The sequence below is a fragment of the Pseudomonas tensinigenes genome (assembly GCF_014268445.2).
GTDB lineage: Bacteria > Pseudomonadota > Gammaproteobacteria > Pseudomonadales > Pseudomonadaceae > Aquipseudomonas > Aquipseudomonas tensinigenes.
Window position 1 is genome coordinate 3887889 of sequence record NZ_CP077089.1, and the last position, 21080, is coordinate 3908968.

Sequence of the window (21080 nt, forward strand, 5' to 3'; positions counted from 1 at the left end):
CTGCGTACAGCTGCCACCCCCTGTTTAGTAGCTCGGAGCGGCGGCCACACCACAGGAAAAAGAAGAACATGTTCAAGATCACGCCGAACCCGCCGGAAACAGATCCGGCCTCCCCGTATGAATCCCCCAACTCCAAGAAATTCCACAAAGCCGCCGAACGCGCCCTCGATTACTACCTCACGCCAACCCAACGCATCATGGGCAGCGACCAGAAACACGCGCCCATGTTTCTGACCAACGCCGACTACGACAGCGAATCCCTACTCGTCAACGCCAGCGAGTCCCTCAGCTCAGCTACCGAAATGCTCTGCAACTTCGCCGCCCTCCTGGACCCAGGCCACCGCAAAACTGCGCTGGGGATTGCGCAAGTGGTGATGCTGGGGGAGTTGGCGGTGAATCGAGCGCTGGATAATGTTGTGCCGGTGGATTGAGGGGTGATCCCTTTGTGGCGGTGGTGTGGCTGCTGTCACAAAGGGATCAAGATTGCATTGGGCGTCTGCTTTCGGCCAGAAGCAGACCTCAAGGTGTCTCCGGAATCAAAGGTGATTCAGCCCTCCAATAATTACGGCATTTGCAATCCACAACAGAGCAGCGCGGATCTGTCTTGCCCATTTGCGCGAAGAAGCAAAAAGCGCGGCCCGTTTTTTCGCAGGCCCAACACCACGTTGCGTTTTATGGCCTATCTTGAAGCGTAACTTCACTCGCAGGACTGCATACATGGGCTCTTTTTTGTACGACCTTATCGCCTTCGTCATTTTCGTTCTGGATATCTGGGCAATCATCAATGTGGTGAAAAGCTCGGCAGAAACACCGAAGAAAGTTTTATGGGTGGCGCTGGTCGCGCTTCTGCCAGTGATCGGCCTGATCATCTGGGCAATAAAAGGCCCTCGTAGCAAAACACGGGTATGAGCCTCCAAAACGTTCAGTAGCAGGATCACCCCGCTATGAAAGGGGGCGTAAGGTCTCCGGTATTCCTCTAAAAAACACTCAAGCGATCCCCCGCGACGGTTATAAATCTGCGGTCATGGGGATGGTTTTCTGATCGCCCAACCTTCGAAAAATCAGCGTCTATACTGCCTCCACGCGACGAATAGCAAGGGATTAGGCAATGTTAAACACAAACATTTCTGCAAGGGCGCTATCCGGTGGTTTGCTCGATGTGTTGATTCGCGCCGGATTGATCACGGTACTGGTGCTGTTCTGCTTTCAGATCTTTGAACCCTTCCTCAATCTGATGCTTTGGGCAGTGATCCTGGCGATCACCCTGTACCCACTGCACACCCTGCTTAAGCGCAAATTGGGCAATAAAGATGGCCGCGCCGCGACGCTGATCGTCGTGGTCGCCCTGGCCTTGCTGATGGTGCCGATTTATCTGCTGGGCACCTCAATCACTGAATCGGTCGAAGGCTCCTTGGCAATTCTCAAGTCCGACACCGTGACCATTCCACTGCCCAACGAAAAAATTGCCACCCTGCCGCTCATTGGCGAACGGCTCTATGCCTTCTGGTTGCAGTCGGCGACCGACATGAGCAGCGTGGTGATGAAGTTGATGCCGTACATCAAAACAATCGGCTTGACCTTGCTGGGCAAGATGGCTGGAGTTGGCGTGGGCTTTCTGTTGTTTATCGGTGCCCTGATCATCGCCGGTGTGCTGATGGCCTACGGCGACAACGGCGAACGCAGCGCCATCGCCATCGCCACCCGTCTTTCCGGCCCGGAGCGCGGCCGACGCATTGCGACACTGTGCACCGCGACCATTCGCGCGGTCGCCCAGGGCGTGGTGGGTATCGCCTTTATCCAGATGCTGCTGGTGGGCGTCGGCTTCGTGCTTATGGGGGTGCCCGGTGCCGGGCTGCTCGCCATGGTTGCGCTGTTGATGGGGATCATGCAGTTGCCGGTAATCCTCGTGACGGTGCCGGTAATCGCCTATGTCTTCGCCACTGACGGCACCACGCTCGGTACCGTCGTTTTTTGCATTTACAGCCTGATCGCCGGCATGTCCGACAACGTCCTCAAGCCATTGATGCTCGGCCGCGGCGTCGACGTGCCGATGCCGGTGATTTTGATCGGTGCGCTGGGCGGTATGGTCAGCGGCGGGTTTATCGGTCTGTTCATTGGGCCGGTGATGCTGGCGGTCGCCTATCAACTGTTTTGGCAGTGGATCGACGACCAGCCGCACATCGAGGTTCTGGATGAACTATTGAGCGTTGAGCCACCGCAACGTGGGTCAGCGAACGAGCTCCCGCCGGTCTGAGGCGCATGCGCTTGAAGGCATGTCCTGCCCGCATGAGCCGGTTACTGCTGTGTGCCGCCGTGGGCCTGAGTGGCTGCGTGCGTCTGGGCCTGTTTCTGGTGTTCCGCTATGGCATGCGAGGCTGCAGCGCGCTGGTCGCGACCTTCATGGTGGTCGGCTTGACGATGATCAGCGCGGCCGGCGCCACCGACTTCGATCTGGCCCTGCAGGTGGTGGTCTCGTTGGTCAAAGGCATGCTGCTGGCGCTCACGGCGGTGTCGATCAGCCACTGGCTGTTCCCGGATCCCATCGATACACGACCACCCGCCCCCGCACCGACCCTGTCGGCAGATGAGGTCAACTGGCTGGCGTTGCGCGCCGCGCTGGTGGTGATGCCTGCCTTCCTGTTGGCGCTGATCGATCCGGCCAGCTACATGCCGATCACCATGAAGTCGGTCAACCTCGGCCAACAGAGCACCGTTACCAGCGCGCGATCTGCCGGGCGGGAACTGCTCGGCTCAACCCTGCTCGGCGGCCTGCTGGCGATTATCTTCTGGTTCGCCCTGGGCCTGTTCGTCAATCTGTGGATGTTCTTCCTGTGGATGCTGCTGTTCGGGCTGCTACTGGCCCGAAAACTCTATGGGCTGAGCCCTGGCCGCTACACGCCAGATTTCTGGCTCAACAGCCTGATGACCATGATCATTCTGCTCGGCCAGTCGGTGCAGGACAGCGCCGCCGGCAAGGATGTCTATACCGCCTTCACGATCCGCATGGGGCTGTTCATTCTGGTCACGCTGTATGCCTGTGCGATGGTTTATCTGCTTGATAATCGCCGGCAACGTCGCAACGCCTCTAACCCAACCTCTACAGAGGATCGCACATGCTGATCAATTTCCTCGTGGGTCTGCCGGTGATCGTGCTCTGCGTGGTTTTGCAGGCGGTGTTCCTGGCCCTGTGTGCGCGGCGTTATGCGTCGCAGCAGCGCAAGATGAAGGCGTGCCACTCCAAGACAGATGACGTGCGTTTGTTGTCGATGGTCATGGTGGTGATGCTCATCGGCAACTATGTGCAAATGGCCCTGTGGGCCTTGCTGTTCCTGCTGCTAGGCGAGTTCAAAGACTTCACCAGCGCGCTGTATTTTTCCGGCGTGACCTTCTCCACGTTGGGCTATGGCGATGTGGTTCTGAGCCCGCAATGGCGCTTGCTCAGCCCGCTGGAGGCGGCTAATGGCATTCTTATGTTCGGTGTTTCTACGGCAATCATGACCGCTGCCGTCATGGACATCATCAAACAGAACGCGATTGGCGAACAGGAGCGTTCGCGTTGAAACATTGCGGCTTAGGCCGCGGCTTTCTTTGATGAAGTCGACAATCCGCTTATGGCCGAAAGCGGACATTCACGACGATCCGCTTCTGGCCAAAAACAGTCGAAAGCATTCATCGAATGTCACGATTGTGGCTACCTTTGACAAGATCAAATGACCAAGCGCAATGAGAAAAACCCAATGCAGCACGAAGCACAGCTAAAAACCCTGCTCACTCAGGATCCTGTAAGGATGAAAATCCTGCGCATAGCTCGCGAGCTGAACTTGCCGGACTGCTGGATTGGCGCCGGCTTCGTGCGCAGCCTGGTGTGAGATCACCTGCATCAGCGCCAGTCTTCAGCGCTGCGCGCAGATATCGATATCATCTGGTTCGACCCGGCACGTGCCAGTGCGCAAACCGATTCGGCACTGGCAGGCACACTATCGAGCCTCTGTAGCGAATTGAACTGGTCTGTAAAAAATCAGGCTCGAATGCACTTGCGCAACGCCGATGCTCCCTATCGCTCCGCTGCCGATGCAATGACCTATTGGCCCGAAACCGCAACCGCCGTCGCTGTCAGACTTGATCATCACGATGAGATAGAGGTTTTGGCGCCGTTCGGGCTGGAAGATCTGTTCTCGCTGGTGGTGCGGCCAACAGAGCGATTCAGAATCGAAAAACATGCCATGTTTCTGGACCGCATTCGAGCCAAAGCGTGGCGTGAGACTTGGCCCGACTTGATATTTGTCACGGAGCGGTGAGTTCACACTCTCGCCGGTTCTTGCCAGGTACGGCCATTCGCAGACAGCAACTTCTAAGGCTATGATCGCAACATTCCAGCCTTTCCCGAACCCAGCCCCAATGCCCACCTCAAAAACCCGCCCTACCCCCGCCCCGCTCCTCAATCCCGGCGAATCCGTCGTCCTCTTCGATGGCGTCTGCAAACTCTGCAACGGCTGGGCACGTTTCCTTATCCGCCACGACCACCAACGTCGCGTGCGTCTGGCCGCCGTGCAATCGCCCGAGGGTCAGGAGCTTCTGGCATGGGCCGGCCACCCCATCGACCAATTCGACACCATGGCCGTCATCCGCGACCACCATTACTGGGAACGTTCCGACGCTTTCTTCGAGGTCATCAGCCAATTACCCGCCCGCTGGCAACCGTTGCAGTTGCTGCGCGTTTTCCCCCGCAGCCTGCGCGACTGGGCCTACGACCGTATCGCGCTAAACCGCTATCGCCTGTTCGGCAAATACGACACTTGCCTACTCCCCACTCCAGATCACGAACAACGCTTCCTGAAAGCCGCAGCACCTACACCAGAAAGCTGAACAACTGCACCGGCGTCATCTTCGTGGACATCATCAGCACGATGACAAACATTCCGGCAAAACCCATCACGCCCATCCAGAACCATTTCCGGTACACGGCTTGATACTGCTCATCCAGCGCCGCGCCCACTTCGTTCGCACTCGCCGCCATCACGCACAGGCGTTTCTGCAACAGCAGCACCGGCAACCACAGCGAGCCGACGCAGAAAAAGATGATCAACGAGGTCAGCACCCACTCGGTGCTCATGCTCAGCCCCGACAGGCGCATCAGCAGATAACCGGTGATGATCTGCACGAAACCGGCCGGCGTGGTGATCCACGTGTCGAAGCCGACGACCATGCGCGCGACGTGGGCGATCACTTGCGGGTTGCGCGTGCGGCTGGCGGCGATCAGGTAGAGGTAGGAGCCCATGCCGAAACCGAACAGAAAAATCGCGGCGATGATGTGCAGGTACTTCAGGCACAGGTAGAGCATGTCAGCGCTGCCCGTCCGAGAAGTTCACGATTAGGCTCAGGTTGGCCGGGTCGTTGATCGCGGCCATGTATTCGGCGACGCTGATTTCGCCCACGCACGGTCGGGCGCCGGCGGCCGGTACGTAGCCCGAAGCCATTTTTGTCGCCAGGGCCACGGCGGCGCAGCTGGGGATTTCCGGGCCTTTGTCGTTCAGGGCGGTGAGTTGCGCGGTCATCGACAGCGGTTTGCCGTCAACGCCGAGGCCTTGAACGTCGATGTACATCGCGCTTTTGCCATCGCCGAAACGCTCGAAGCGCAGGCCCAGTCGATGCAGTCTGCCGGCCCACAGGGCATGGTCGCGAACAAGTCCGACTTTCAGTGCCTGCGCCAGCAAGCCGTTGGCGATGCCGCCGAGTTTGAGCCCGGCGCCGGCCTTGAACTTCAGGGTCTGCGCGCCATAACGGCTGGCGAAGATGTCCATGTCCGGGACATCAACGTTAGCCAGCAGCCTGGTACCCATCTGCGGCATTTTGCGCAAGGTCAGATCGAGCCAGCCGGATACTTCATGCACCTTGCCGTTTTTGAGTTGCTTGATCGGTTTGCCGGCATAGGCGAGTACGCCTTCGATGGTCGACAGCCCCGGCATTTTCGCCGATGAGGAAATGCCGTGTTCGATCGAGTCGATGCGGGAAAAGCGCTGGCGCTGTTCATCGATGATTGCCGACGACAGCGTCGGCACCGAACTGCAACCGCTGAGGATCGCCACGCCAGCCTGTTTCGCCCGCGCATCAAGCACGTCGATGCCATTGACGAACGTGCGGCAGTCGGCCAGATCGCAGTAGTTCACGCCCGCGTCGATGCAGCTCTCGGCGACGGCATAGGATTGCCCCTGAAACGGCCCGCCGGTGTGGACGACCAACTGAATGTTCAGCGCTCTCAATGCGGATTTGAACTCGCCGCCCATGGCGTCGCCGCACCAGCCAGCGCAGACGTTGGCTGAATGACGGTTGAGCTCATCGAGTTTATTTTGCAACTTGCGCGGATCGCGCCCCGAAAGCACCAACTCCACATCCGCCATCAACGCCAGATGCCGGCACACGATGCTGCCGAAATTTCCGTAACCACCGACCACCATCACCCTGAACGGCATGCAATTCTTCCCTAAGTCATTCCATCACACAGGCGTGCAGGATATAGGGCTGAACGTCAGCAAGCCATTCAGATCCGTTGCTCGCCACCCATTTGCGCTACTACCGGGTACGCAGCGGAGAAACGCGCGGTTCCGGTTTTGGAGCTTGATCCATCCATCACACACATTGATCTGCAGCAATATCGGTAAGCCGCTGCCGTCGTAATCTGTCTTTGCTGAAATCAGCCGTGCTGTGCGCACGTCACAGGCCTGTGGCCAAGGTGGCGACAAATGAATAAAAAACGCATCGTCTGGGGGAGCATTCTCCTGGGGCTTCCGTGTGTCTTGCTGCCAGTGATTCTGATGGGCTACCTCGCCTGGATGCTCAATCTGGCGTCTGCTCAGCAGCGTCTGGAAACCCTTGCTGCCGTGGCCTCCAGCCGCGCCAACGGCACGTTCAATGAAGCCGCCGGAGCACTGAAAGCCATCGCCGGGTCCGAGCTGGCACCGTGCACGCCTGAGAGCATCGATGAGATGCGCCTGCTGACCATCAACACGTTAACGGTGAAGTCCGTCGGCTATGTCGAGCAAGAAATCTACGCATGCGGTTCATGGGGCTTAGTCGGCCAACACGTGACACCATGGCGCGAGGACTTCACCACCGCCGACGGTGTGCGCATATCTCTCGATGTGCAGTCGCGCATCGTCCCTGCCAAACCGATGATGGCGCTGCAATACGCGGCCTTCAATGTGCTGGTCGACCCCGCGCAATTTCTCCATGTGATGCTGGACGAAGACCTGCACCTGGCAGTCGGCACCGCTGCCGGGGATCTGGTCGGCGTCTCACGCCCGGGCGCCGAACATTTTTTGACACGCGTGCATTCCGGCCCCACCTCGGGTCTGCAGGACGGTTACCTCTACACCCTCGTGCACAGCGGCGATTGGGTCGCCATCGCAGCTCTGTCGCGCCGGGATCTGCTGCAAGGCCTGATCCGCATGGAGATGTTGCTGCTGCCGATCGGCGGGTTGCTGGCCGGCATCCTGGCGCTGCTGATCATCAGGCGCACCCGTCAATGCCTGTCGCCGCTGGCCGAACTGCAGCAAGCCGTGCGCAATCGTGAGTTCGTCGTTCATTACCAGCCGATCATGGATTTGAGCGAAGGGACATGCATCGGCGCCGAGGCACTGGTGCGCTGGCAACGTCCGGACGGCAGGCTGGTGCGACCCGACGCGTTCATTCCGATGGCTGAACACAGCGGCCTGATCCTGCCAATCACCGATCAAGTGATCGAGTGTGTGATGCGCGATCTCGGCCCGCTGCTGGTCGAACAGCGCGATTTGCACGTGGCAATCAATCTGGCCGCCGAGGACGTTTGCAGTGGCCGTTTTCTGCCCAAGCTGGAAGCTGCGTTGAGCCAGACCGGCGTGCGTGCGCATCAAATCTGGCTGGAAGCCACCGAACGCGGTTTTGTCGAAATCGACTCGGCCCGCAACACCGTCAATCAAGCCCGCGCACTGGGTTATCTGGCCGCCATCGACGATTTCGGCACCGGTTTCTCCAGCCTTCAACACTTGCAGCAATTGCCGCTGGATGTACTGAAGATCGACAAGTCGTTCGTCGACACCATCGACAAGGCCCCTGACGCCGGTTCGGTGATCAACCACATCATCGAAATGGCCAAGAGCATGCGCCTGCAGATTGTCGCCGAAGGCATCGAAACCCCGGCGCAGCTGGATTACCTGCGCGATCACGGTGTGCATTTCGGTCAGGGCTGGTTGTTTGCCAAACCGATGCCGGCCGAAGAGTTTCAGCGGTTCTATCAAGAGCAGGCGAGCGTTGTGATCGATCATGATGCGCAGGAGCCCGTGCTCCAGTAGGTGTAAGGTTCCCTGCCACCCTACCGTTTGGACAAACGAAACACCGTCATCGGCCATTGCACCCGCGGCGTGCCGTCATTGAACAGACCGACGCGATCCATTTGCGCAGCGGGCAGCCAGAGTGTGCCGTCGCGATCAAGAAACGGCGCATCGACCCAATGCAAGCTGCGCACCCGGCCAGCACGGCTGCAAGCATCAGCCCATACAACGGGGCGCGTGCGACTTTTACAGGCGTGACGCCGAATTCGACCAATGTACCGAACGACATGGATCTGCCTCTGATGTGGGTTGATGAAAGAAGCGACACACGACGTGTAGGCTCAGCAGTTCCAAGGAGCTTCGGCATCGGCGTCGATGGCGTATTTCGCCCGAGCCTGGGCATGTGCCTGCGGATCGACCGAAGCAAGCGCCGCCAAAACGATGTGATAGCGATCCACCTCAAAGAAGCTGCGCAACTCCGCGCGTGTGTCGCTGCGTCCAAATCCGTCGGTGCCCAGGCAGATGCACGGCGCCTGTAAATACGGCACCACCAATTGTGCATAGGCGCGCACGTAATCACTGGCTGCCACGACTGGCGCGTGACCGGGCAGACAATGCAGCAGGTGACTCTGGCACTCGACATCGCCGCCGAACACTTGCTGGCGCTGTACCTCGCGGGCATCCCGGGCGAGTTCGGAGAAGCTGGTCACGCTCCACACTTCGCTGCTGACTTGCCACTCTTGATCCAGCATGTGCGCGGCGGCAATCACCTCGCGCAGAATCGCTCCCGAACCCAGTAAACGAACCGCCGCTACCTCCTCACCATAGCGGGCATAGAGGCGCATGCCGCGAATCACGTCCGCGTGTTCGTCTGGTTCAAGTGAGGCCTGAACGTAGTTCTCGTTGGTTACCGTCAGGTAATAGAACTCATCCTCTTGCTGCTCAAGCATGCGCCGGCTGCCATGGTCGATGATCACCGCCGCCTCGCTGGCAAATGCCGGGTCGTAGGCGCGGCAATTGGGCACAGTGGCTGCCATCAACTGACTGGAGCCGTCCTGATGCTGCAGTCCTTCACCGGCCAGCGTTGTGCGCCCCGATGTGGCGCCGATCAAAAAGCCTCTGGCGCGCTGATCGGCTGCTGCCCAGATCAGATCGCCAATGCGCTGAAAACCGAACATCGAGTAGTAGATGTAGAACGGCAGCATCGGCTCGCCATTGACGCTGTAGGACGTGGCCGCAGCGATCCAGGAAGAAATCGCACCGGCTTCGGTGATGCCTTCTTCGAGCAGTTGCCCGTCGGTTGATTCCTTGTAATAGAGCAGCGCGCCGGCATCTTCTGGCTCGTACAACTGGCCGACAGATGAATAAATCCCGATCTGCCGGAACAGATTCGCCATGCCGAATGTGCGCGCTTCATCGGCGACAATCGGCACAATGCGCGGCCCCAATTGTTTGTCCTTGATCAGATGGGTGAACAGTCGCACCACCGCCATGGTCGTCGAGTTTTCACGCTCATCGGCCGTCAGCGCAAAACGGCCATAGCTGTCGAGCGGTGGCACTGCTATGGGTGCAGCCACACCGTTGCGCTTGGGCAGGTAACCGCCGAGTGCCCGTCGCTGCTGATGCAGGTATCGCAGCTCGGGGCTGTCGTCGGCCGGTTTATAGAAGCGCATTTGTGCCACGGCCTCATCGTCCAGCGGCAAGGCGAAACGATCACGGAAGGCCTTGAGCACCTCGATATCGAGTTTTTTCTGCTGGTGCGAGGTGTTGCGCGACTCGCCGATCTGGCCCATGCCGAAACCTTTCTTGGTTTTGGCGAGCACCACGGTCGGCCTGCCCTTGTGCTTGCGCGCGGTCTCGAACGCGGCATGCAGCTTGCGAAAGTCGTGACCGCCCCGGCGCAACGCATCGATCTGCTCCGGGCTCATGTCTGCAACCAACGCCTGCAACTGCGGGTCCTGGTCGAAGAAATGGCTGCGGTTATACGCGCCGTCATTGGCCCCCAGATTCTGGTACTCGCCATCCACCATCCCGGCGAAGTGGCGTAACAATGCATGGCCGTCATCGCGGGCAAACAATGGGTCCCAGTCCGAACCCCACAACACCTTGATCACGTTCCAGCCGGCGCCGCTGAACAGTGACTCCAGTTCCTGAACGATTTGCCCGTTGCCGCGTACGGGTCCGTCGAGACGCTGCAGATTGCAGTTGATCACGAAGGTGACGTTGTCGAGACTCTCACGCGCTGCCAGCGAAAGCGCCGCGATGGACTCCGGCTCGTCCATCTCGCCATCACCAAAAACGCCCCAGACATGCCGCCCCTCTGTCGAGGCAATTCCACGATGCTGCAAATACCGCAGGAACCGTGCCTGGTAAATCGCATTGATCGGGCCAATCCCCATTGAGCCCGTGGGAAACTGCCAGAAGTCGGGCATCAGCCAGGGATGCGGATAGGAACACAATCCGCCGCCCTTCACTTCTTGCCGGTAACGCTCCAGTTGCGACGCCTGCAAACGCCCTTCAAGAAAGGCCCGCGCGTACACCCCGGGGGCAGAGTGCGCCTGGAAATAAACCAGATCACCCCGCCCGGCTTCGCTGTCCGCACGGAAAAAGTGATTGAAGCCGACCTCGAAAATTTCCGCCGCCGAGGCGTAACTGGCGATGTGACCGCCCAATTCGCCATAGGCCTTGTTCGCTTTCGCCACCATGGCCAGGGCGTTCCAGCGAATGATCGAAGTGATGCGCTCCTCCATCACCAGATCCCCGGGATAAACCGGCTGCTGTTCGAGCGCGATGGTGTTCTGGTACAGCGAATACGCACTCGCCGTCGTTTGCACGCCGAGACGGCTGGCCTGCTCGGCCAGTCGCAGCAGCAAAAACCGCACGCGCGGTCTGCCGCCGACTTTGGCAACACCTGCCAGGGCTTCCAGCCACTCGTTGGTTTCAATGGCATCGATGTCTTCGTGAACCGGCGTTCCGTGGGTTGGCCGTGGCGCGGTATCTTTCATGGCAGAACACCCTGACAGGTTGAATGGACGACTGGATCAGTTCGAGACGTGCTCAAGAAATATCAGTTGCAGCGGCTCCTCCAGCAGCTCATCCGCCGCGGCGGCAAAGCGCTTGAAGTAAGGCATGGCGAAATGCGCATCCAGTGCCGCCTGATCCTTGAAGGCCTCGCGCATGTAGAACGTGCCGCGCTGGTCGCGCAGTTCAAACAACACATAGTCGAGATTGCCCGGCTCTGCGCGTGTCGGTTCCACCAGCGCCAGCAAGCCTTGTTTCAAGGCCTGCTCCTGGCCTGACCTGGCCTTGAGCACGGCAATCGAGATCAATGCTTCGGCAGACTTGCTCATCTTCAATACTCCAGGGACCGGTTGCATTCAGAGAAAGGTAAACAGCGACTGGGCCGGCAAGCGTGACTTGGGCAGGCCTGCGTTGAAGTCTTCGCTGCTGTGATAGCCCAGGCTGACCACGACCAGACTGGTGAAGCCCTGTTCGCGCAGGCCCAGTTCACTGTCGAGGACTTTGCTGTCGAAACCTTCCATCGGCGTCGCGTCGATACCCAGCGAGGCGGCACCCAGCAGCAATGTGCCCAGCGCGAGGTAGGTCTGCTTTTCCATCCAGTGCTGCAGGTCTTTCTGATCGAAGCGATGCAGATCGACAAAACCGCGCCGTCCACGCTCCTGCCCTGCTCGCGCCTCGGCATTGTGAAAACGCCCGTCCATGGCTTCCTGAGCCAGCAACGCTTGCAGGTATTCCTCCGGCAGATGCGTGCGAGTACAAAAGACGATGACGTGCGACGCGTTGAGTATTTTTGGCTGATTGAAGCTGAACGGTCCCTGGGTACTGTGGGCGATTCGCGCCCGGCTCTGATCACTCTCGGCAACCACGAAATGCCAAGGCTGGGAGTTGACCGACGACGGGCTGTTGCGCAGTTGTTCCAGCAGCAACTCCAGTGTGTGCCTGGGAATCTTGCGGTCGGCATCGAAAACTTTTGTGGTGAAACGGCGCTTGGCCAGAGAAACGAGATCCATGATTGAACTCCTGATCTGAAAAGTGAAAACGCAGAACTCAATGCAGCGTGAAAATCAGCGCGTTGGCGCCGGCGCTGCGTCGATCTTCAGGCGCATCAGGCTGTAAGGCTTTTGCCGCTGATCCTGCCCGGAACGGAATGCCGCCTGGCGATGCAACTGGTTGGCGATGAAATACAGATAGCCATCGGGGCCAATCGACAATGTGTCTGGCCAGAGCAGACGCGGGTCGTGGACCAGCGTTTGCCATTGGCCGTCCGGCAGTCGTTTGCGGATCGCGTTGTGCTCGTAATCGCCGGCATAGATGGCGCCGGCGGCGTCAGCCTCCAGACCATCGGACGCGCCCTTCTCCCCCAGATCCTGCACGGCAGCCGTCAGTTGCTGTTCACTGAAGTTGGCATCACGCAGCAACGCGGTGGCCACCGAATACAGGTGCCGACTCGACAGCGGTGTGAAATACAGCGTCTTGCCGTCCGCCGACAGCGCGATGCCGTCCGAGGCCACGCCCAGCGGTTTGCGCTTGCCGTCCGGACTTTCAACGGTGAGTGGCAGGCCTTCAACCACCGGGACAAACGTCGGGTCGACCGAGGTTGCCGGCACACCGCTCAAACGGCGCATGGCACTGCCGCTGGCGATGTCCATGACGATGATCGCGCCCGGTCCGCGCAGGGACGAGTCAGTGAGATAGACCGTCCCCTCGGGGCCTGTGCGAAAGTCGAAACGCATGTCGTTGACGTAGGTGCTCGGCAACATGACGTTGTCCGGGAACACCAGACGCTTGACGATCTGGTTGGTGACCAGGTCCACCGCGATCAGCTTCGCGCCCTTGGGTTTTGGGTCGGCGAAGCCCGGCGCGGCGGTATCGAGCAACCAGACACGGCCCCGCCCGTCGGCCACCACGCTCTGTACGCTGATCAGACCATCACTGGGATCGTTGAGGTTTTCCCGGTTGATCGCCGCGTTCGGGTAAGCCACGACTTTGCCGTCGCGGATCTCGCCCACGGTGAACGGCACGTTGTCGCCCCAACGCGGGAAGTTGACGAAGATTCGCCCGGTTTCGGTGACGGTCACGCCGGTGGGCATCGCGTCATAGAACGCATGGACCTGTTCGAGCGTGCCGAACGATCGGTCGGCGGGGGCATTGGCCGGCAACGCGACGGCGCTGATTGCATGGGCGAACGGCGCCGCCATGACCATGGCCAATGCAGCAGAAAGCTTTTTCATACGCATGAGCTGCTCCTGACCGGCCCGCGTACAGGCCCGTCTGAATGAGTGAAATCAGAAACCTTCGAGCACCAGTTTGCCTCGGGCCTTGCCGCTCTCGACCAAGGCATGGGCACGGCGCATGTTTGCCGCGTTGATCGCGCCAAAATGTTCACCGACAGTCGTTTTCAAAATGCCTTGGTCAATCAGATCGCTGACGCGATTGAGCAGGTGATGCTGCTCGATCATGTCCGGGGTTTCGTACAGCGAACGGGTGAACATCAGCTCCCAGTGCAGCGACAGCGATTTGCGCTTGAGCGGCATCACGTCGAGGCTTTCAGGATCGTCGATCACGCCCAGACGCCCTTGTGGTCGAAGCACTTCGATCAGTTGGGCAAAATGCTGCTCGGTATGGGTCAGGCTGGCGACATGGCTGACCTCGTCAATGCCCAGTGCCTGCAACTGTGCGAGCAGCGGCTGACTGTGATCAATGACGTGATGCGCGCCCAACTGGCGGACCCAGTCAGCCGTTTCCTGCCGCGAGGCGGTGCCGATGACGGTAAGCTGCGTCAACTGTCGGGCCAGTTGCACCAGCATCGAACCGACGCCGCCCGCTGCGCCCGTGATCAACAGGCAATTGCCCTGCCCTGAACCTTCGCTGACACCGAGACGGTCGAACAACAATTCCCAGGCGGTGATCGACGTCAACGGCAATGCTGCCGCATCCGCTGCACTTAACGAACGCGGTTTGTGCCCGACGATTCGCTCGTCCACCAGGTGAAATTCGCTATAACTGCCGGTGCGGGCAAGGGAGCCTGCGTAGAACACTTCGTCGCCAGGCTGAAACAGCGTCACTTCAGCACCGACCTCACGGACGATGCCGGCGGCATCCCAGCCGAGGATTTTCGGTTCTTTGGTGAAAGTGCCGGCGCGCACTTTGGTATCGACCGGATTGACCGACACCGCACGAACTTCTACGAGCAAATCCCGTGGGCCGGGAGTCGGCACCGGCAGGTCGATGTCCTGCAACGATTGCGGATCTTCAATGGGCAAAGCGTGTTGGGTGAAGGTGATGGCTTTCATGGAAACTCGCTGTCTGAAGAGCTGATGTGCTCACTTGCCGCCATCTTCGACTTCCCAGACACAAAGAAAAACCAGCAGAATGGGCCAACACTTTCACTGCAGGAGTGAAAATGATCCGCATTGATGATCTTGGTTTGTTCACCCGCAGCGCCGCGCTGGGCAGCTTCACCGCTGCCGCCCTCGAGGCCGATTTATTGCCCGGTCAGGTTGCCGCGGCGATCAAGCGTCTGGAGCGTGAACTCGACGTGCGCCTGTTTGCGCGCACCACCCGCAGCCTGCGATTAACCGCCGAGGGCGAGCAATACTTGCCCACCGCCCACTCGGTGCTGGAGGCGCTCAAGCAAGGCCAGGAAAACCTGCGCGGTGAAAACGCCACGTTGCGCGGTGTGCTGCAAGTGACGGCGCCGTCAGATCTGGGGCGCAACATTTTGCTGCCGTGGCTTACGCTGTTTCGCCGCCAGCACCCGGAGCTGACCTTGCGATTTTCTCTGTCGGACCAGATCGCAGACTTGTTTCGCGACCCGGTAGACGTGGCGATTCGATACGGCTCGAATGAGGATGCCAACTACGTGGCGCTGCCGTTGGCACCGTGGAACCGGCGGGTGCTGGTCGCCGCACCGGAATACGTGGAGCGCCACGGATACCCGCAAACACCGGACGATCTGCACAACCACCCTTGCCTGCTCTACCAGCAAGGTGGCCGGGTCTACGACAAGTGGAGCCTGGGCAGTGAAACGATCCAGGTCTCGGGACCGATGTTCAGCGACGACGCCGACGTCGTGCGCCGCTGGGCGTTGAGCGGCGAAGGCATCGCCAACAAATCATGGCTGGACGTCAGTGCAGACGTGATCGCAGGGCGGCTGATCGTGCTGCTGAAGGATTTCCCCGGCAATGCCTCACCCTTGAGTCTGGTGTGCCCGCATCGCAAGCAGATCAGCCCGGCGGTGTCTCAGCTTTATACGTGGTTGAGTGGCCAGTTTGCCGCTCTGGAACGCATCCAATAGCCCCCCCGTTGCTTGCCACATTGACGAACCGCCCGTCGGATGTTCAGATGCCGCCCTGTTTCAGGTGTCCCATGCCGCCGTGCATGGGGTGAAACGGGAAACCGGTACGTTCTTTTCGAACAAGTCCGGTGCTGCCCCCGCAACGGTATGCGCGTGATGCTTTCGACAGACCACTGTGGCCACTCGGCCATGGGAAGGTGAAAGCCTCGATACGCGCGAGCCCGGAGACCGGCCTGAAATGCTGTTTGGCAAAATCCTGCGGTGGGCGGGCATGGGCCGGTATTGGCTGTGCGCGATGCCTTCTCCTGCATGCTCTTCTGCGAAGATCCTTTTCGAGAAGACAATGATTCGACCTTTCAACACTTGTGCTCCAACCCTGTTCCTTGGCTGCCTGTTCAGCCCGCTGCTACTGGCCGACGACACGCCGCTGGAACTCAATCAGCAAATCGTTTCTGCACCGTCAGTGGAATCGACCACTGTCGCCGACATGGCCAGGTTCGGCAGTAAAGTCGAGATCGTCAGCCGCGAACAAATCGAACGCGCCGGCCCCAGCGCCGATGTCAGCCGCGTCATGCAGATGCTCATTCCCGGCCTGTACGTTGCGCCGAAAAACGGCCCGTTCGACTACGGTACCTATTCGCTGCTGGGCGGGCGCAACGACGACACACTGATCCTGCTCGACGGTGTGCGACTGAACAATCGCCTGTACGGCGGCCTCTATCTGGACACCCTGCCGGCCAACGCCATCGAACGCATCGAAGTGCTCAAAGGTGGCCAGAGCCTGTTGTTCGGCACCCAAGCCGTTTCCGGTGTGATCAACATCGTCACCCGCAGCCCGCAGTCGCGCAAAGCCTCCGGTGAAGTGAATCTGGGCGTCGACAGTTTCGGCGGCACCAGCGAAGACGCTCGGGTCGAGAATATCTTCACCAACGGTTTCGGCGATCTCGGCTTGCTGGCGTACGTCAGCCACAACGTCTCCGACGGTTACCAGCCGTATCGCAACCGTGACATGAAAAACGTCAGCGAGAAGAACCGTGCCTACGAAGTCACCACCTTCGGCGGCAAGGCCATTCAGTCGTTCGGCGATGATTCGCGGCTGGAACTGTTCTACCAATACGCCGACGCCAACCTCGATTTCGCCCGCCCGGTCGACAATCACACGACCACCAACGATCGCGTGCAGCAGATCGCCACGGCGACCTTCGAGCAGAACATCAACGAGCGCCTGAGTTACTTCGTCAAAGGTCATATCAACGACTGGGACACGCGCTACACGCGGGTCAACAACGTCGCCGGCGGCGGCACCAAAGTCATTAACCACAACGACTATTGGGGCTTCACCGACTGGGGTGTGCAGGCCGAAGGCAAGGCTGAATTGCCCGGCGGCCATGTGCTGGTGTTTGGCACCGACAATCAATGGTTCAAGGGCCAGGACGATGTACTGATCATCGATAACGACAAGGCCGAAGCCCATGCGTTCTACACGCAACTGCGCCCGCAGATCGACGCTCTGCCCGACTGGCATCCAAGCATCGGTGTGCGCCACGAAGCCATGAGCGGCGGCGACGGTGCCACCGTTGGCATGCTCACTTCGCTGTATGACCTCAACGACAATTGGTCGGTGCGCGGCCAATACGGCAGCGCTTACAAACTGCCGAACGCCGAGCAACTGTTCGTCAATGAACCGGGCGACGAGATCGGCAATCGCAATCTGAAACCGGAAAAAAGCCGCAACGCGGAATTGGGTGTCGACTACAAAGGCTTTCTGCTGGATCGCGAATTCAGCGCCAGCGTGACCCTGTTCAAACGCAAGATCGACGACCTGATCACCCTCGACGGCATTCAGTGGGTCAACGGTGAAGGCCTGGTGCGCATGCGCGGTTTCGAGGCTGACGCGAAACTGACGCTCAACGATCAGTGGAGTCTGCAAGCGGACATGACCCGCAACCTCACCGAATCGCGCACGGGGGCGACGATCAATGACATCCCGAGCTTCTTCGCCCGTTCCCGCGTGGGTTATGAATCGGAAAATCGCCTGTGGGGTGCCGGCGGCGCGATCCGCTACATCCGCGACATCACCAGTTCGAAACAGGTTGAATACGGCCACTATTCGGTGGTCGACGCCGACGCTTATCGCTACCTCGACAACGCCCACCAACACCGCGTGAGCCTGCTGGTGGAAAACCTCTTCGACCGCGATTACGTCACCAGCCGCTCGAGCAATGTCGACAACCTCGGCCGGCCGTTCACCTCCGAAGTGCGCTACACGTACCGCTTCTGATGAGTGAGATCAAAACCGTCGACGGCGTCGACACGCACCCGGACTGGTCGCACGTTCCCGAGCATGCGCGCCATGTGTTCCTCTGCACCGGCCCGCGCTGTACTCAGCGCGGCGCCCAACAGCTATGGAAAACCTTGCGCCGGCACCTGCTGGAGCACGATCGCATCGAAACCCCGGGCGGTGTCTTGCTGACGCGTACGCACTGCCAGTTTCCGTGCAATCTGGGGCCGATTGTCACGGTGTATCCGGAGCGCTGCTGGTATGGCGTGCGCAGCAACGATGAGGTGCGGCGGCTGGTCGAGGGGCATCTGGTCGGCGGTGAAGTTGTTGCGGATTTGCTGATCAAGGCGCGGACATGAGATCGATCCTGGTGGCGCTTGGCGCCCTGCTCTGCTCACTGCCCGTACTCGCCGACAGTTATCGCAATTGCAGCGAACAATGGAACGCCGTGAAGCCTTTACGCATCGTCGCGCTCAATCAGCATGCCGCCGATATCGTCCTGGCGCTCGGCGCGGGGCCTGCATTGGTCGGCGTGGCTTACCTGGATGACAACGCTGCCGGACAGCGACCATCCGAGTATTTCGGCGTTCCGGTGATCGCCCGGCAGTATCCGGCCAGCGAAGTGCTTTACGCTGCGAAGCCGGATCTGGTGATCGGAGGGTTTGCCTCGGCATTCGGCGACGGTGTGACTTCACGCTTGGGGCTGGCGCGTAATGGCGTCGGTTCGTATCTATTGGAGTCGGCCTGCAATGGGCATTCGCTGGATTACTTCGCGCATGTGCGCAATGACTTACTGACGCTGGGCAAGCTGCTGCACCAGCAGCAAAAAGCCCAAGCGTTGATCGACTCCATGGAAACCGACCTCGCCAGCGCCCGGGCCTTGGCTCGTACGGGCCAACCGTTGTCAGTGTTCTATCTCGACAGCGAAGTCAAAGGCCTCGACAGCGAAGGCCGACGTGGCTTCGTCACGACGCTGTTGGCCGCCGTCGGTGCACGCAATGTATTCGCCGACATCAATCTTTATCGGGTGACCGTCAACAGCGAAACCCTGCTGGCCAGCGACCCGGACGTGATCCTGCTGGCCGACGCCGAATGGTCGCCCGCCATGCGCAAACGCTATCTGCTGACCCACGATCCGGTGCTCTCACAACTGCGCGCGGTGCGTGAAAACCGAATGATCGACATCCCTTTCACTCACCTGCTGCCGACCTTTAACAGCGGTCGGGTGGCACTGGAACTCGCTCGCCAGCTCAACGCCTTGAACAAAAAATAAATGAACCTGCCGCACCCCACGCCACCTAACGCACAGACCATCAGGAGGTAGCCAATGCAAATCGAAACCGTGTGGATCGTACTGGCGGCAGTTCTTCTGCTTATCGAACTCTGGGCCATCAATCGGGTGCGCAAGAGCGAGGGGAAATCGAGCAATAAAGGCGTGTGGATCGTGCTGATCGTGTTTGTGCCGTTGTTCGGGTTGATTGCCTGGGCGTTGGCGGGGCCCAAGCATGTCCGTCAGCATTCGGCGTCGTAATCTGACCCTTGATCCATAGCGACTGAGCATCCGTCACGGACTGGCATTCCAAATGCCCGCCGAAGATATGCCCGCTTAACCGGTTGCCAGCGTACGAGCCCGGCTTCGGCCGGGCTTTTTTTCTGGTTGCTCACAGCCTCTCCCTGCTGCAGGATCAGCCGATCGACAACAGGGAATGTTGAAATGAACCAGACAACACATCGGCGAATTGTGGTGGTGGGTGCGGGCATCGTCGGCGCCTCGATTGCGTATCACCTGTCCGGCAAAGGTGCGCAGGTCACGTTGATCGAGGCCGGCGAGATCGCGAGCGGCGTGACGGCAAGCTCTTTCGCCTGGATCACTGCCGCGCACGCCGGCGCTGATCCGATTGCGCAGTTGCGCGGTATGGCCATAGAAGCATATCGACGACTCGAAACCGAGCTGCCGGATTTGCAGATTCGCTGGACCGGGGCTTTGTCGTACAACGAATCAGCAGAGTATCCGGCGTCGGCGACATTGTTATCGTCTGCCGAGGTGCTTGCCCGCGAACCCAATCTGAAAAATCCCCCACCCTGCGCGTTATTTCTTGCGGAAGAAGGCGCACTCGAAGCCGTTCAGGCCACCCACGCCTTGATTGTCGGCGCCCAGGCGCTGGGGGCGCAATTGCTCACGCAAACCAGAGTGACCGCTTTCAAAACCTGCAACGCAGATGTCACCGGCGTTGAAACCACAGCGGGCACGTTTGATGCCGACCTTGTTGTGCTTGCCGCGGGGACTGGCACCCGACAGTTAACACAGATGCTCAACGTCTCCCTGCCCATCGAGGCCTCGCCCGCCATTGTCATCCACTACCAGACCCAACCGGGCCTCGTCAAAGGCATCATCTCCGGCCCAGACATGGAAATTCGGCAAAGCGCCGACGGCACGTTGCTGGCCGCTGAAGATTATCTGGGAGAGGCGTCGGGCAACTCGCCGACAGACATCGCCCGGCAAACCGCCGAAGCCATACGCAAAGAACTTCACGGGGTGTCTTTCATTGCGCCGCAAACCGTCGCCGTCGGGCTGAGACCCATGCCCGCTGATGGCATCCCCGTGGTCGGTTACTTGCCAGGGGGCGGCGGGGTTTACGTTTGTGCGATGCATCCCGGTGTGACGCTGGCAGCAATCGTCGGGCGCCTCGCCAGTGAAGAGCTGCTGGATCGCCAGTCATCTGCTGCCCTTCAACCGTGCCGCCCAGAGCGCTTTTTTCAGAATTCCGGCACAGTGACAAACAACGCTGCTCTTACCCGCTGAAAACCCGCCGCACTATCACCAACAAATCGAGAGGCACCGACGCACATGGAAGTCATCAATACGTTACAACCCGCCGAATGTGCGGACATGCAAGATATTCGAAGTGAAATCGACCGACTCGATCAAGCGGTGATCAAACTGCTGGGCAAGCGCTTTCAGTACGTACTCGCTGCCTCGAAGTTCAAGACCTCGGCGACCTCAGTGCGGGCACCGGAGCGTTTTCAGGCGATGTTGGCAACCCGTCGCGACTGGGCCGAAAGCGAAGGCTTGAATGCAGATGCCATTGAGAAAATGTACCGCGACCTGGTCAATCACTTCATTGCTGAAGAGATGAAGCACTGGGCGGCGGCGCAGACCGACAACTGACTGCTT

Annotated in this window: 22 protein-coding genes, 1 pseudogene and 1 riboswitch; of the genes and pseudogenes, 15 read left to right on the forward strand and 8 right to left on the reverse strand. The window is 59.6% G+C overall.

What is annotated here, in order from left to right; genetic code table 11:
• Positions 1-68: 68 nt before the first annotated feature.
• The 7 genes and pseudogenes from HU718_RS17205 (at position 69) to HU718_RS17235 (ending at position 4866) form a co-directional block, all read left to right on the forward strand.
• The gene (locus HU718_RS17205) at positions 69-431 is read left to right on the forward strand and encodes a DUF6124 family protein (RefSeq protein WP_217868227.1); all 363 of its coding nucleotides are present in this window, start codon (positions 69-71) and stop codon (positions 429-431) included.
• 286 nt (positions 432-717) lie between these two features.
• On the forward strand, positions 718-909 hold the full coding sequence (locus HU718_RS17210; RefSeq protein WP_016984858.1) for a PLD nuclease N-terminal domain-containing protein: 192 nt from the start codon (positions 718-720) through the stop codon (positions 907-909).
• Between the two features lie 199 nt (positions 910-1108).
• Positions 1109-2254, forward strand: coding sequence for an AI-2E family transporter (locus tag HU718_RS17215; RefSeq protein WP_186616094.1), 1146 nt, complete (start codon positions 1109-1111; stop codon positions 2252-2254).
• Positions 2255-2286: 32 nt separating this feature from the next.
• Entirely contained in the window at positions 2287-3120 is an 834-nt protein-coding gene (locus tag HU718_RS17220; RefSeq protein ID WP_225936808.1) for a DUF2955 domain-containing protein, read from the forward strand.
• Positions 3114-3560 (forward strand): potassium channel family protein, encoded by a 447-nt coding sequence (locus tag HU718_RS17225; protein ID WP_150707915.1) that lies wholly within the window; start codon positions 3114-3116, stop codon positions 3558-3560. The genes HU718_RS17220 and HU718_RS17225 overlap by 7 nt, the downstream gene beginning before the upstream one ends.
• A gap of 177 nt (positions 3561-3737) precedes the next feature.
• Positions 3738-4298, forward strand: a pseudogene (locus tag HU718_RS17230) (nucleotidyltransferase family protein).
• Positions 4299-4398: 100 nt separating this feature from the next.
• On the forward strand, positions 4399-4866 hold the full coding sequence (locus HU718_RS17235) for a thiol-disulfide oxidoreductase DCC family protein (RefSeq protein WP_186616096.1): 468 nt from the start codon (positions 4399-4401) through the stop codon (positions 4864-4866).
• Here HU718_RS17235 and HU718_RS17240 read toward each other — a convergent pair.
• Positions 4850-5341 (reverse strand): DUF2269 family protein, encoded by a 492-nt coding sequence (locus tag HU718_RS17240; protein WP_186616097.1) that lies wholly within the window; start codon positions 5339-5341, stop codon positions 4850-4852. The genes HU718_RS17235 and HU718_RS17240 overlap by 17 nt on opposite strands.
• 1 nt (position 5342) lies before the next feature.
• The gene (locus HU718_RS17245) at positions 5343-6470 is read right to left on the reverse strand and encodes a saccharopine dehydrogenase family protein (RefSeq protein ID WP_186616098.1); all 1128 of its coding nucleotides are present in this window, start codon (positions 6468-6470) and stop codon (positions 5343-5345) included.
• A gap of 270 nt (positions 6471-6740) precedes the next feature.
• Between HU718_RS17245 and HU718_RS17250 the strand changes: the two genes are divergently transcribed.
• Positions 6741-8327 carry an EAL domain-containing protein gene (locus HU718_RS17250; RefSeq protein ID WP_186616099.1) on the forward strand — a complete coding sequence of 529 codons (1587 nt, stop codon included), beginning with the start codon at positions 6741-6743 and terminating at the stop codon, positions 8325-8327.
• A gap of 20 nt (positions 8328-8347) precedes the next feature.
• On the opposite strand, the gene HU718_RS17255 is transcribed toward HU718_RS17250, so the two are convergent.
• The 6 genes from HU718_RS17255 to HU718_RS17280 all read right to left on the reverse strand — a co-directional run bounded on the left by HU718_RS17255 (position 8348) and on the right by HU718_RS17280 (position 14620).
• The gene (locus HU718_RS17255) at positions 8348-8491 is read right to left on the reverse strand and encodes a hypothetical protein (protein WP_202883839.1); all 144 of its coding nucleotides are present in this window, start codon (positions 8489-8491) and stop codon (positions 8348-8350) included.
• Positions 8492-8647: 156 nt separating this feature from the next.
• Positions 8648-11311 carry an alpha-ketoglutarate dehydrogenase gene (gene mdeB, locus HU718_RS17260; protein ID WP_186616100.1) on the reverse strand — a complete coding sequence of 888 codons (2664 nt, stop codon included), beginning with the start codon at positions 11309-11311 and terminating at the stop codon, positions 8648-8650.
• Positions 11312-11347: 36 nt separating this feature from the next.
• A complete protein-coding gene (locus HU718_RS17265) occupies positions 11348-11656 on the reverse strand; it encodes a putative quinol monooxygenase (protein ID WP_186616101.1) in 309 nt (102 codons plus the stop codon).
• Between the two features lie 27 nt (positions 11657-11683).
• Complete coding sequence (gene nfsB / locus HU718_RS17270; RefSeq protein WP_095118542.1) at positions 11684-12337, reverse strand: oxygen-insensitive NAD(P)H nitroreductase; 654 nt, start codon at positions 12335-12337, stop codon at positions 11684-11686.
• Positions 12338-12391: 54 nt separating this feature from the next.
• Positions 12392-13564 (reverse strand): L-dopachrome tautomerase-related protein, encoded by a 1173-nt coding sequence (locus HU718_RS17275; protein ID WP_186616102.1) that lies wholly within the window; start codon positions 13562-13564, stop codon positions 12392-12394.
• Positions 13565-13612: 48 nt separating this feature from the next.
• Positions 13613-14620 carry a zinc-binding alcohol dehydrogenase family protein gene (locus HU718_RS17280; RefSeq protein ID WP_110719809.1) on the reverse strand — a complete coding sequence of 336 codons (1008 nt, stop codon included), beginning with the start codon at positions 14618-14620 and terminating at the stop codon, positions 13613-13615.
• 110 nt (positions 14621-14730) lie between these two features.
• Between HU718_RS17280 and HU718_RS17285 the strand changes: the two genes are divergently transcribed.
• The 7 genes from HU718_RS17285 (at position 14731) to HU718_RS17315 (ending at position 21074) form a co-directional block, all read left to right on the forward strand.
• Positions 14731-15624 (forward strand): LysR family transcriptional regulator, encoded by an 894-nt coding sequence (locus HU718_RS17285; RefSeq protein ID WP_180700042.1) that lies wholly within the window; start codon positions 14731-14733, stop codon positions 15622-15624.
• A gap of 45 nt (positions 15625-15669) precedes the next feature.
• Positions 15670-15875: riboswitch (cobalamin riboswitch) on the forward strand.
• A gap of 92 nt (positions 15876-15967) precedes the next feature.
• Positions 15968-17905, forward strand: a complete 1938-nt coding sequence (locus HU718_RS17290; RefSeq protein WP_186616103.1) for a TonB-dependent receptor plug domain-containing protein — start codon at positions 15968-15970, stop codon at positions 17903-17905.
• A complete protein-coding gene (locus HU718_RS17295; RefSeq protein ID WP_186616104.1) occupies positions 17905-18264 on the forward strand; it encodes a (2Fe-2S) ferredoxin domain-containing protein in 360 nt (119 codons plus the stop codon). The genes HU718_RS17290 and HU718_RS17295 overlap by 1 nt, the downstream gene beginning before the upstream one ends.
• Entirely contained in the window at positions 18261-19178 is a 918-nt protein-coding gene (locus HU718_RS17300; RefSeq protein ID WP_186616105.1) for an ABC transporter substrate-binding protein, read from the forward strand. Before HU718_RS17295 ends, HU718_RS17300 begins: the two co-directional genes overlap by 4 nt.
• A 54-nt stretch (positions 19179-19232) precedes the next feature.
• A complete protein-coding gene (locus tag HU718_RS17305) occupies positions 19233-19436 on the forward strand; it encodes a PLD nuclease N-terminal domain-containing protein (RefSeq protein WP_016984840.1) in 204 nt (67 codons plus the stop codon).
• Positions 19437-19619: 183 nt separating this feature from the next.
• On the forward strand, positions 19620-20708 hold the full coding sequence (locus tag HU718_RS17310; protein ID WP_150729068.1) for an NAD(P)/FAD-dependent oxidoreductase: 1089 nt from the start codon (positions 19620-19622) through the stop codon (positions 20706-20708).
• A gap of 45 nt (positions 20709-20753) precedes the next feature.
• On the forward strand, positions 20754-21074 hold the full coding sequence (locus tag HU718_RS17315) for an isochorismate lyase (RefSeq protein ID WP_150707900.1): 321 nt from the start codon (positions 20754-20756) through the stop codon (positions 21072-21074).
• The last annotated feature ends 6 nt before the right edge of the window (positions 21075-21080 follow it).

Excerpts from the sequence above, each read along its gene's own strand:
- HU718_RS17315 (WP_150707900.1), top strand. The coding sequence starts at position 20,754 with ATGGAAGTCATCAATACGTTACAACCCGCCGAATGTGCGGACATGCAA.
- HU718_RS17240 (WP_186616097.1), bottom strand. The coding sequence starts at position 5,341 with ATGCTCTACCTGTGCCTGAAGTACCTGCACATCATCGCCGCGATTTTT.
- HU718_RS17300 (WP_186616105.1), top strand. The coding sequence starts at position 18,261 with ATGAGATCGATCCTGGTGGCGCTTGGCGCCCTGCTCTGCTCACTGCCC.
- HU718_RS17205 (WP_217868227.1), top strand. The coding sequence starts at position 69 with ATGTTCAAGATCACGCCGAACCCGCCGGAAACAGATCCGGCCTCCCCG.
- HU718_RS17275 (WP_186616102.1), bottom strand. The coding sequence starts at position 13,564 with ATGCGTATGAAAAAGCTTTCTGCTGCATTGGCCATGGTCATGGCGGCG.
- HU718_RS17245 (WP_186616098.1), bottom strand. The coding sequence starts at position 6,470 with ATGCCGTTCAGGGTGATGGTGGTCGGTGGTTACGGAAATTTCGGCAGC.
- HU718_RS17210 (WP_016984858.1), top strand. The coding sequence starts at position 718 with ATGGGCTCTTTTTTGTACGACCTTATCGCCTTCGTCATTTTCGTTCTG.
- HU718_RS17305 (WP_016984840.1), top strand. The coding sequence starts at position 19,233 with ATGCAAATCGAAACCGTGTGGATCGTACTGGCGGCAGTTCTTCTGCTT.
- HU718_RS17285 (WP_180700042.1), top strand. The coding sequence starts at position 14,731 with ATGATCCGCATTGATGATCTTGGTTTGTTCACCCGCAGCGCCGCGCTG.
- HU718_RS17235 (WP_186616096.1), top strand. The coding sequence starts at position 4,399 with ATGCCCACCTCAAAAACCCGCCCTACCCCCGCCCCGCTCCTCAATCCC.
- HU718_RS17225 (WP_150707915.1), top strand. The coding sequence starts at position 3,114 with ATGCTGATCAATTTCCTCGTGGGTCTGCCGGTGATCGTGCTCTGCGTG.
- HU718_RS17290 (WP_186616103.1), top strand. The coding sequence starts at position 15,968 with ATGATTCGACCTTTCAACACTTGTGCTCCAACCCTGTTCCTTGGCTGC.
- HU718_RS17250 (WP_186616099.1), top strand. The coding sequence starts at position 6,741 with ATGAATAAAAAACGCATCGTCTGGGGGAGCATTCTCCTGGGGCTTCCG.
- HU718_RS17310 (WP_150729068.1), top strand. The coding sequence starts at position 19,620 with ATGAACCAGACAACACATCGGCGAATTGTGGTGGTGGGTGCGGGCATC.
- HU718_RS17280 (WP_110719809.1), bottom strand. The coding sequence starts at position 14,620 with ATGAAAGCCATCACCTTCACCCAACACGCTTTGCCCATTGAAGATCCG.
- nfsB (WP_095118542.1), bottom strand. The coding sequence starts at position 12,337 with ATGGATCTCGTTTCTCTGGCCAAGCGCCGTTTCACCACAAAAGTTTTC.
- HU718_RS17295 (WP_186616104.1), top strand. The coding sequence starts at position 17,905 with ATGAGTGAGATCAAAACCGTCGACGGCGTCGACACGCACCCGGACTGG.
- HU718_RS17220 (WP_225936808.1), top strand. The coding sequence starts at position 2,287 with ATGAGCCGGTTACTGCTGTGTGCCGCCGTGGGCCTGAGTGGCTGCGTG.
- HU718_RS17215 (WP_186616094.1), top strand. The coding sequence starts at position 1,109 with ATGTTAAACACAAACATTTCTGCAAGGGCGCTATCCGGTGGTTTGCTC.
- HU718_RS17265 (WP_186616101.1), bottom strand. The coding sequence starts at position 11,656 with ATGAGCAAGTCTGCCGAAGCATTGATCTCGATTGCCGTGCTCAAGGCC.
- mdeB (WP_186616100.1), bottom strand. The coding sequence starts at position 11,311 with ATGAAAGATACCGCGCCACGGCCAACCCACGGAACGCCGGTTCACGAA.